The sequence below is a fragment of the Roseiflexus sp. genome (assembly GCF_057785375.1).
Map to the genome: position 1 here is coordinate 85632 of NZ_JBYNRX010000060.1, position 10008 is coordinate 95639.

The following is a 10008-nucleotide window of genomic DNA, read 5'->3' on the forward strand; positions in this document are numbered from 1 at the left end:
TATCATCACTCGCCGGGCACAACCTGCCATTCAACCGTGCGTCCGGCATAGTACGGCGTCACATCACCATACCGCTGCGGCACAGTCCAGGGTTCGCGTTGAAGAACGACGGTCTTGTGCGGCGGTGTTACACCGTAGATCCGTTGCGCATGGTCCGAGACGAACGCCTGCAACCGATCGAGCGCGTCGTGCTGTTCAAAGAGTTCCACCAGCAGCGGCAGCGCGACCGGCGCGCTGAACACGCCGGCGGCGCATGCGGCGGCTTCTTTGGCGCTCACCGGATGCGGCGCAGAGTCGCTGCCAAACATGACCTTGGGGTGCGGCGCGAGCGCCGCCTGCACCAGAGCAGCACGATCCTCGGGGCGCTTGGCGATTGGCTTGCAGAACAGGTGCGGTTGCAACAATCCGCCTGCCACGTCATCGAGGGTGATCTGCAAGTGGTGGAGCGTAATGGTCGCGTAGAGATTGGGATGTTCGTCGAGGAGCGCCACTGCCTCGCGGGTGGTGATATGTTCCATCACGATTGTCAGACGGGGGAAGCGACGCGCCAGATGCGCGTAGATCGGCAAAAACTCGCGCTCACGGTCGAGGACGAACCCGCCGGTTTCGCCGTGGACCAGGAGCGGAATGCCGAGGTTTTCCATGATCTCCAGCGTTGGTTCGATGTCGCGAATGCGCTGCACCCCTGCCTCGCTGTTGGTGGTCACACCGGCGGGATAGAGTTTGACGCCGATGATATACGGTTGCGCGGCACGTAGTTCCTCTTCGCTGTAAGCGCGGAAGAAGAGGGTCATGTACGGCGTGAAACCCATGCTGCCGATCGCTGCATCGATCTCGGCGCGGTAGTACAGCAGGCGCTCCAGGTTATCCACGGGCGGGACCAGGTTCGGCATAATGACGCCGCCGGCAAAATCGCGCGCCGAGAGCGGCGCCACTGTGCGCAACATCGCACCTTCGCGAAAGTGGATGTGCATGTCGAGGGGGGAGATGAGGGTATGATCCATGGGTCCTCCATCCCTGACTATTGCCGATTCACCAGAGACCTGAGCATGAAGTTCCACTGCGCCGTCCGACGCTGAACCGTCGGGCTGATCACACGAAGGGCACTCTCGCACCCTCGCCTTAGCGCATGCGCCTTCTCCGAACCAGACCTCTGGCGCGGGACTTTGTGCGTTCCGCGCGGGCATTCAAGTCCACACGCTGAATGAGGGGCAGTAAGCGTCCTCGCGCGCCAGGCAAGATGAGCGTCATCCTGCGATCCGCGCTGCTGCCACTGCCGCCTGCCCCAGGCAAAGACCGCCGTCATTCGGCGGGACGCGCCGGTTGAGCAACACCTGGAAGCCAGCACGCTCCAGCCGCGCAACCAGCAATTCGGTCAGGCGTCGATTCTGGAAGACGCCGCCGCTCAATGCCACGACTGCGGGCGCGCCGGTCGCGCGCGCCCGTTCACACGCCTGTGCCAGCGCCTCAGCCACCGTGCTATGAAATCGTCCACTTACCCGCGCGACCGGCGCGCCCGCCCGCAGGTCCTCGACAATCGCACGAATGGTCGGCAACACGTCGATCTGCATCGGCGCGCCTTCCCGCAGCGCAAACGGATAGGGACGGTCATCCGGTCCGGCTGTCGTTTCCAGTTCAATAGCCGCCTGCCCCTCGTACCGGGCATGGTCGCGAAGGCCGACGATGGCGGCAACAGCGTCGAACAGGCGCCCCAGGCTCGATGTGAGCGGCGCGTTGACGCCACGCTCGATCATGCGAGCGATCAATGCCCACTGCTGACGATTGATCCGTTGCCCGAACGGGATGTCCAGATCGAGGAACGCATCACCAAAGGCGCGCCACAGGTATGTGGCGCCAATGCGCCACACCTGCCGCACTGCCGCATCGCCGCCGGGTAGCGGAATGTACGCCAGGTGCGCAAAGCGCGTGAAGTCGCGCAGATCGGCAATCAGCACCTCGCATCCCCAGATCGCGCCATCGATTCCGTACCCCGTGCCGTCCGCCGCTACGCCGATCACCGGACCTGCGACACCGTGCTCGGCCAGCACGCTGGCGATGTGCGCGTGGTGATGCTGCACGCCGATCTTTAGCGGGATATCCGCCGCCAGCGCCTCTTTAGTCGCCAGATATTCCGGATGCAGGTCATACGCCACGACTGCGGGATGGCAGTCGAACAGGCGCGCAAAATGACGCACCCCCTCGCGGAACGAGGTCAGCGTCTCTAGATTCTCCAGATCGCCAATGTGATGGCTCAGGAAGACGTCGTGCCCTTTCGCCAGGCAAAAGGTATTCTTCAGATGCCCGCCGACCGCCAGCAGCGGTTTGGGAAACCGCAGCGCCAGCGTCACCGGTTCGGGCGCATACCCGCGCGACCGGCGCAACAACTGCACGCCGCCGGCCACAATGCGCGCCACCGAGTCATCGCAACGCATATGAATGTCGCGGTTGTGGGTCAGCATCCCGTCGGCGATGGACGCCAGCCGCGCCGCTGCATCATCGTCACGGTAGGCAATCGGCTCATCACTGAGGTTGCCGCTGGTCATGACCAGCAGCGTCGGTTTGTCGGGCGCCGCCTCCGCATACGCGCGCAGCAGAAGGTAGTGCAGCGGCGTATACGGCAGCATCATGCCAAGCGTCGCATATCCCGGCGCAACCGACGGCGCTACAGGCGCATCGGGCAGCGCGTCGAGCAGAACAATCGGGCGGCGGCGCGACTCGAGAAGCTGCGCCTCGTCCGCATTGACAGAACAGAAACGCCGGATCGTCGCCAAGTCCGGCGCCATGAGCGCAAACGGCTTGGCTTCGCGCTGCTTGCGGGCGCGCAGCCGGGCAACGACAGCGTGATTGAGCGCATCGCACGCCAGGTGGTACCCGCCCAACCCCTTGATCGCCAGGATCGACCCCTGCGCCAGCGCTGCCGCCGCCTGATCAATCGGCGGCGCATCAGGCGGCAGATCGGGATGGAACTCCGCCGACCACCGGTGGAGCGCCAGAGACGGACCGCACAAGGCGCAGGCGTTAGGCTGGGCGTGGAACCGGCGGTTGAGCAGATCGTCGTACTCCGCCTGGCATGCCGGGCACATCGGAAAGACGCGCATCGTCGTCTGCGCCCGGTCATACGGCACATCGAGCACAATCGTGAATCGCGGACCGCAGTTGGTACAGTTGATGAAGGGATAGCCAAAGCGCCGGTCGGCGGGATCGAACAGTTCGCGCAGGCAATCGTCGCAGGTAGCGACATCGGGCGAGATCAGGGTATTGCGTGCGGCTACCGCGCGGCTGGTTTCAATGCGGAAGAGCATTTCACCGCAGGGCGCGACCGTTTCGATGCGGACCTCATCGATCCGCGCCAGCGGCGGCGGTGCAGTGCGCAGCGTCTGCTGAAAAGCGTCGAGCGCGCTGGCAGGACCTTCGATCTCCAGCGTCACGCCGTCGCTATCGTTCAGCACAAACCCGCCCAATCCCAGGCGTTGCGCCAGACCATAGACGAACGGGCGGAAGCCGACCCCCTGAACGATTCCGCGCACCATCAGGCGGCGGCGGAGGATATTCTGCTGCTGATCAGAATCCATAGACGACGCGAACTACCGTCTAGCGTATATTGACAATTGTACAGTCTAGCCTGCACAGGCGGGCTTCGCTTCCCGTAGCCCTCGGCTTCAGCCGCCGGGCTACAAGGCGGATAGCGGAATCATTGTTCAACAATCATCAGCCGCCGGGCAGTTCAATCCGATGCCAGGGTTGTTGCAACTGAACCGTCGCGGCGCGGTCGCCAGCAACCGTCGCCGCCAGTGCGCCATTGCCTGCGCTGTTCACCAGGTCGGCGGTGATCGATCCGAGTGGAACCTTGATGCGTTTGATCCAGGCGCCGCCTGGCGGTCGGAGTCCCACGTAGAGGAAGCGACCCTGCGGCGGACCATGCACGAAACGTCCGCTGAGATTGACGCTGCCATCGGGTCGAACCTCCGCCTGGGACTCGAAGGAAAACAGCAGCGCGCCATCCGGCAGCGCAACGCCTGGCGTCAGATTGCCATCGCGGTCTTGCAGCCCAAATTCAAGCGACTGCTCCTCGTACCGTGGCGGATCGACGCAGGTCAGGCGCATACGAAGCGTCTGTTTCATCACCGGCCAACCAGGCCCGGCAGCAGGTGATGCACCTGCTGGCGAAGCGAACGATAGGCGACCCAGCCGAGCAAGCCCGCCCCTCCCAGCACAATGGCCTGCCGGAGCAACCAGAGACCAACGCGCGTATACCAGGGACGTGGCGCCTGTTCTTCCGGCGGCGGAGCGAAACGGCGCAACAGGTAAGTTACCAGCGGGAGAAAGATGCCAACCGCCGCACCCAGCAACAGCGCGTCGCGCCCGGTGATCAACACGCGCGTCTGATCGCCGAGTTCCGCCGATCCCGCCAGCAGCACCCCGACCATCCCTGACTCAACGCGCGCCTCACGCGCCGCCACGACTCCTGCCGAAGCGCCGCTCAGACGGGCATCGCGCCCCGCCATCAGCAGCGGCGTCGCACTGCCGGTCATGCTCACATCACCGCCGGCATGCACCGACAGCGCGGCGCTAAACGTCATTGACACATCATCCTGGGCTGTAATTGAACGCGCAAATGCACGAGATAATGTCGCCTTCTGCGCCTCGACCGCGCCTGCCGACACGTCGCTCAGTTCAACGACATCTGCCTCAATCGTATCGCGTGAATCCGAACGCTCGATCCGCAACAGTCGATCAAGCCATCCGGGACGGTGGTTCGATGCCATGCCACACCTCCATGGCGCTGCAAAAGACGCGCACAGTATAGCACACGGCGCCAGAGAAAGCGTGTTCGTGGTAAGATACAGGGAGAATCGATCAGTGCGATGGAGTGGCAGCATGACCACCTACCGCGATGCAGGCGTCGACATCGACGCCGCGGCGCGCGCCAAACAATTAATGGCGGAAGCCGTGCGCGCGACCTATTCCCCCGCCGTGCTGGCAGGCATGGGCGCATTCGGCGGATGTTTCGATCTGCGCGCCGCGTTGGGTGAGGAAATTGGCAATGCTGTGCTGGTCGCCTCCACCGACAGCGTCGGCACCAAAACACTGGTCGCGGCGGCGCTCGGTCGCTATGAGACCCTTGGCTACGACCTGGTCAATCATTGCGTCAACGACATTCTGGTGCAGGGCGCACGACCGTTGTTCCTGCTCGATTATCTGGCGGTCGACCGGCTCGACCCGCACCGCGCCGCGACACTGGTGGCGAGCGTTGCAGGCGCCTGCCGCGAGGCGGGATGCGTCCTGCTTGGCGGCGAAACGGCGCAAATGCCCGATGTGTACCGCGACGGCGCCTTTGAGCTGGCGGGCACGATTGTTGGCGTAGTACAGCGCGCGCGGATGCTGCCGAAGAACGTTGCCGTCGGCGATGCAATTCTGGCGCTGCCGTCAAGCGGGTTGCACACCAACGGCTATTCGCTGGCACGGCGGGCGCTTGGACCGGGCAGCGCCTATGGATACGACGCCACCCCCGCCGAATTGAACGGCAGGAGCATTGGCGAGGCGCTGCTCGAACCGCACCGCTCCTATCTCCCTGCATTCGACCAGTTCGAGACGGCGGGTGTACCAATGCATGCCCTGGCGCATATCACCGGCGGCGGTATATACGAGAATCTGCCGCGTGTGTTGCCGGGCGGATGTGGTGCGGTCATCCGGCGCGGCACGTGGACCATTCCGCCGATCTGTGCGCTCATTGTGCACGCCGCCGGTCTCGATGAGCACGAAGCCTACCGCACGCTGAACATGGGACTCGGCATGCTGGCAATCGTCCCGCCCGACGCCGCCGCCGCCGCGTTGCGCGCCGCACCCGAAGCGCGACTGGTCGGCGAGGTGGTCAGGAGCGAAGGGGTGCGCTTGATCGATTAGAACACATGTTTGACATCCTGCCAGAATTGTGTTACACTTCTTCGTGTAGCACTGGCAGGTACAGGAGGGACAGGGATGAGCGCTTCGACAGCAACCGATCCGGCGGCGCTTTCCGAAGAGACGCGGCTGCCCTGGGGAGTGCTGCTCTCGCCGCCGCCCGGCGACCTGCCATACGACGATGGAGAGCGTATGGAGTCTCCGTGGCACGCGCAGAGCGCCGTGATCCTCAAAGCCGCCTACGTCGCCGCGCATGGCGGGGTCATGACCGACTACTACATCGGCATTAACATGTTCGTCTACTACAGCTGGAAGCAGATCCGCAACGACGAGTATCGCGGACCGGACATGTATTTCGTAAAAGGCGTTGACGGCGCAAAGCCGCGTCTGTACTGGGCGATCTGGGACGAAGACGGGAAATACCCTGATGTGATCATCGAACTTTTGTCGCCGAGCACGGAGCGAATCGATCTGGGCGCGAAGAAGGACCTCTACGAACAACGGTTTCGCACCCCGGAATACTTCTGCATCGCGCCCGAAGTCGAGCGGCTGCTCGGTTGGCGGCTGGGACCGGATATGCGCTACCATTCGCTGACCCCTAATGAACACGCGCGGTTGTGGAGCGAGCAACTCGGCTTCTGGATCGGTCCCTGGCGCGGCATCTACATGGGCGAAGAGCACACCTGGCCCCGTCTGTTTCATCCCGACGGGACGCTCGTGCTGCTGCCGGAAGAAGCCGAGCGGCAACGCGCCGACGAACTGGCAGCGCGCGTCGCGGCGCTGGAGGCGGAACTGGCGCGTCTGCGCGAAAGGAGCGACCGATGAACCCTGGAGAGAAACTCGCCGAGGGCAAGACGAAAATCGTGTATGCCCATCCCAACGACCCGACCCTGGCGATCATCGTCCACAAAGATGGTATCAGCGCCGGCGACGGAGCGCGGCGTCACATTATTCTGGGCAAAGGCGCCTTGAGCGGACGCACCACCGCCAATGTATTCACCATGCTCAACCACGCCGGCGTCGCCACTCATTTCGTCGCGGCGCCCGAACCGACGGTCATGATTGTACGGCGCTGCGCCATGATCCCGCTCGAAGTGGTCAATCGGCGGATCGCCACCGGCTCGTACATCCGGCGGCATCCCGACGTTGCCGAGGGGACGCGGTTCGATCCGCCGCTGCTCGAGTTCTTTCTGAAGGACGATGCGCGGCACGATCCGCAGATTACGCCGGAGGAGATCGTCGCTCAGGGGATTGCCGACGCCGATGACGTAGAACGGATGGCATCCGAATCGCGGCGCGTCTTTCTGCTGATCGAAGAAGCATGGGCCGCACAGGATGTCGTGCTGTGCGATTTGAAGATCGAGTTCGGGCGCGATGCCTCTGGTGCGCTGGTGGTCGCCGATGTGATCGACAACGACTCGTGGCGCATCTGGCCCGGCGGAGCGAAAGAGCGCATGCTCGATAAGCAGGTGTACCGCAATATGCCGGTTGTCACCGAGGAAGGGTTAGAGCAGGTGCGCCGGTTGTACGAAGAGGTGGCTCAACGCACCGAGGTGTGGGTCAACCGGTGAGGAGAGTGTGAACGCTCCGAACCTGACCTTTTTCTCCGAGCTGGATCAGACGGCGTTTGCGCGGCTGTTCGTCGATCCGGCAGTTATCGAGTATGTGCGCGGGCTCAATGCAGGCATCTGCGTCGGTTTGCGCGATCTGAGCACGGAACGGGCGGCGGTGCTGCGCCGTCTGAATGAGGCCGGCGTTCCATTGACCGCCTGGCTCTTGCTGCCGGAGGATCAGGGGTACTGGTTCAATATCAATAATGCACCAGAGGCCGCTGCACGCTACGCGGCGTTCCGCAAGTGGACGGCGGCGCATGCATTGCGCTGGCGCGCAGTCGGCCTGGATATCGAGTTCGATATGCGCGACCTTCAGGCAGCGCTGGCGGATCGACGCCATCTGCTGCGAGTGCTGCTGCGCAACCTGTTGGACATTCAGCGGCGGCGACGCGCGATTGCTGCATATCACGCACTGGCGGAGCGGATTCGAACTGACGGTTATCCGACCGAGGGATACATTCTGCCGTTTGTTCTGGATGAACGGTGTGCTGGTGCAATGCTGCTCAGTCACCTCCTGGGACTGGCGGACCTTCCGGTTGATTGCGAGATCCCGATGCTCTACAGCAGTTTCCTGCGCCCGTATGGCGCTGGCGTCGTGTGGAGCTACGGGCGCGACGCGCACGCTGTCGCCGTTGGCAGCACCGGCGGCGGGGTAAGCGTCGGCAGAGCAGACCGGATTGCGCCGCTCTCGTGGAAAGAACTGGCGCGCGATCTGCGCCTTGCGCGCCGCTGGTGCGATACGATTGCGATTTTCAGCCTGGAAGGGTGCGTGCGTGAGGGATATCTGGAGCGGCTGCGTTCATTCGATTGGAACGCTCCGGTTGATATACCAGTACGTGAGGTGACGCAGGTCGAACGACTCCGCGCACTGTTGCGCGGCATCCTGTGGATAAGCGCCCATGTGCCGCAGATCGCCCTGGCGACAGCGGGGATGGTTGCGGTTCTGGCTGGCGCTCAGCGCAGACGCGAACGCTCGCGTTGAACGCACGAAGCCCCGCTGTTGGGGCTGCACGCAGTGGAGGGTGCGGCAGCGCCGCGCCCCTATTCATTCGTGCGCCGTGTATCATGCGCACCGGCGCGGCGCTGCCGCGCCCCTACTACTTGCAATCTCTCACCTCACGCCTCCTGCCTCATGCCTACGACATACACCGGGTTCGTATACAACCACGGCATCCCCCGGCGATACGCTTCCAAACGGTAGATACCCGGCAGCGCGACCGAATGGCGGAGCAGGCGCGCGCCGCGTGCGAGAATGCGCCCATCGTGGATCAGGTGCACCTGTGCATCACATCCGACATCAGCCGTGAACGTGAGCGGACCGTCGCGCAGATCGGCGGTGTCGCCCGGATGCCAGCGCTGTGCGCCCCGCGCTGCGTGGAATGCCAGCGCCGGACAATCGCCGTCGAGACGATTGACGAAATACGAGCGCCCGGCAGCGATGGCATCGAGAACGATGCGTGTTGCAACAGCAGCATCAGGCGGCAGGCGATCCGACAGAACCACATAATTCGTCAACGTACCGAACATCCAGCGGTACGGAAAGACTTCGACCCGCCCCCAGAATGTCTGGCGCACAAACGCATGCGCATCGACGCCGCCAACGCCAAAGGTGCGTTTCCCCGCCATGTTCAGCCGGTCCCACCAGGCGAGCGTCTCCACTGTGGGACCGCTGATGCCAAGACGCGGGAAGAAGTAGATGATCTCTTTGTTGCGCGGGGTCAGATGTTCCCCCCAGTCGCTCATCAGGTTCCACAGTTCGATCCCGACGGTGCGCCCGTTGCGTTCGCGCGGGCCATCGATGCCCCAATCGTCCCAGCGATAGATGTCTTTGAAACTGTTCTTCACGCGCTCGTCGGGATGGGCGATGATGCCAAAGCCGCCAGCGGCATAGACCTCATCGATGAACTCCTGCGGCGGAAGGCGATTGTCGATGACGCGATCGATGCCAAGCGCCAGGAAATGATTGCGCGGCGGCGTGATCTCGTGACCGACGATCACCAGCACGTCGTGCAGCCAGCCCTCGTATTGCTTCGCCTGAAGATCATCGTGGTCCGTGATGATGATCCAGCGCAAACCGGCGTCGCGCGCCGCGCGCGCCAGGTCTTCGACGCTGCCGCTGCCATCGGAGAAGCGGGTGTGCATGTGAATGGCGCCGGGGTAGTGGTACATAGGTAAGAACCCAGAACCAAGAACTGATACCCATGAGTCAGCATGATGTAGGGGCGCCCTCCTGTGGGCGCCCTTTTCCGGTGCGTCCCCGAAAGACGCAGTTCTCAAGGATGTACGAGAGCAACCAGGAACCGTGGTACACTATGCGCCAACAGTATAAACGATGGCTAAGATTCCGATGAGGAATCGTTGCGCCTTTGCGTGAGATTCTTTGACAGGACTTACGCGGTGGCGCGTTTTCTGGCGCCGCCAGATCCTGCGGCAGCGTGGCGCTCCCGATGAAGGTGGTGCGGGAAGGCCGGCAAGGCGCCGCCCCCCCCCCCCC

Annotated in this window: 9 protein-coding genes; 4 read left to right on the plus strand and 5 right to left on the minus strand. The window is 63.4% G+C overall.

Annotation, left to right across the window (positions count from 1 at the left end):
- Positions 1 to 5 precede the first annotated feature (5 nt).
- The 4 genes from pyrC to AC3EA7_RS11115 all read right to left on the minus strand — a co-directional run bounded on the left by pyrC (position 6) and on the right by AC3EA7_RS11115 (position 4766).
- The gene (pyrC, locus tag AC3EA7_RS11100; protein WP_488614118.1) at positions 6 to 1004 is read right to left on the minus strand and encodes a dihydroorotase; all 999 of its coding nucleotides are present in this window, start codon (positions 1002 to 1004) and stop codon (positions 6 to 8) included.
- Positions 1005 to 1247: 243 nt separating this feature from the next.
- Entirely contained in the window at positions 1248 to 3572 is a 2325-nt protein-coding gene (gene hypF, locus AC3EA7_RS11105; RefSeq protein WP_488614119.1) for a carbamoyltransferase HypF, read from the minus strand.
- Positions 3573 to 3708: 136 nt separating this feature from the next.
- A complete protein-coding gene (locus tag AC3EA7_RS11110) occupies positions 3709 to 4122 on the minus strand; it encodes a DUF5990 family protein (protein WP_488614120.1) in 414 nt (137 codons plus the stop codon).
- Positions 4122 to 4766 (minus strand): hypothetical protein, encoded by a 645-nt coding sequence (locus tag AC3EA7_RS11115; RefSeq protein ID WP_488614121.1) that lies wholly within the window; start codon positions 4764 to 4766, stop codon positions 4122 to 4124. The genes AC3EA7_RS11110 and AC3EA7_RS11115 overlap by 1 nt, the downstream gene beginning before the upstream one ends.
- Positions 4767 to 4878: 112 nt before the next feature.
- Between AC3EA7_RS11115 and purM the strand changes: the two genes are divergently transcribed.
- From purM to AC3EA7_RS11135, 4 genes are all read left to right on the plus strand, one after another.
- The gene (purM, locus tag AC3EA7_RS11120) at positions 4879 to 5904 is read left to right on the plus strand and encodes a phosphoribosylformylglycinamidine cyclo-ligase (protein ID WP_488614122.1); all 1026 of its coding nucleotides are present in this window, start codon (positions 4879 to 4881) and stop codon (positions 5902 to 5904) included.
- Positions 5905 to 5979: 75 nt separating this feature from the next.
- Positions 5980 to 6726, plus strand: coding sequence for a Uma2 family endonuclease (locus AC3EA7_RS11125; RefSeq protein ID WP_488614123.1), 747 nt, complete (start codon positions 5980 to 5982; stop codon positions 6724 to 6726).
- Positions 6723 to 7472 carry a phosphoribosylaminoimidazolesuccinocarboxamide synthase gene (locus AC3EA7_RS11130; protein WP_488614124.1) on the plus strand — a complete coding sequence of 250 codons (750 nt, stop codon included), beginning with the start codon at positions 6723 to 6725 and terminating at the stop codon, positions 7470 to 7472. Before AC3EA7_RS11125 ends, AC3EA7_RS11130 begins: the two co-directional genes overlap by 4 nt.
- Before the next feature lie 7 nt (positions 7473 to 7479).
- Complete coding sequence (locus AC3EA7_RS11135; RefSeq protein WP_488614125.1) at positions 7480 to 8496, plus strand: hypothetical protein; 1017 nt, start codon at positions 7480 to 7482, stop codon at positions 8494 to 8496.
- 134 nt (positions 8497 to 8630) lie between these two features.
- Here the strand turns inward: AC3EA7_RS11135 and AC3EA7_RS11140 are convergent, their stop codons facing one another.
- Entirely contained in the window at positions 8631 to 9683 is a 1053-nt protein-coding gene (locus AC3EA7_RS11140; RefSeq protein WP_488614126.1) for a CehA/McbA family metallohydrolase, read from the minus strand.
- Between the last annotated feature and the right edge of the window lie 325 nt (positions 9684 to 10008).

Bases quoted from the DNA above. Each gene is read 5' to 3' on its own strand.
- pyrC (WP_488614118.1), bottom strand. From the start codon at position 1,004: ATGGATCATACCCTCATCTCCCCCCTCGACATGCACATCCACTTTCGC.
- hypF (WP_488614119.1), bottom strand. From the start codon at position 3,572: ATGGATTCTGATCAGCAGCAGAATATCCTCCGCCGCCGCCTGATGGTG.
- AC3EA7_RS11110 (WP_488614120.1), bottom strand. From the start codon at position 4,122: ATGAAACAGACGCTTCGTATGCGCCTGACCTGCGTCGATCCGCCACGG.
- AC3EA7_RS11115 (WP_488614121.1), bottom strand. From the start codon at position 4,766: ATGGCATCGAACCACCGTCCCGGATGGCTTGATCGACTGTTGCGGATC.
- purM (WP_488614122.1), top strand. From the start codon at position 4,879: ATGACCACCTACCGCGATGCAGGCGTCGACATCGACGCCGCGGCGCGC.
- AC3EA7_RS11125 (WP_488614123.1), top strand. From the start codon at position 5,980: ATGAGCGCTTCGACAGCAACCGATCCGGCGGCGCTTTCCGAAGAGACG.
- AC3EA7_RS11130 (WP_488614124.1), top strand. From the start codon at position 6,723: ATGAACCCTGGAGAGAAACTCGCCGAGGGCAAGACGAAAATCGTGTAT.
- AC3EA7_RS11140 (WP_488614126.1), bottom strand. From the start codon at position 9,683: ATGTACCACTACCCCGGCGCCATTCACATGCACACCCGCTTCTCCGAT.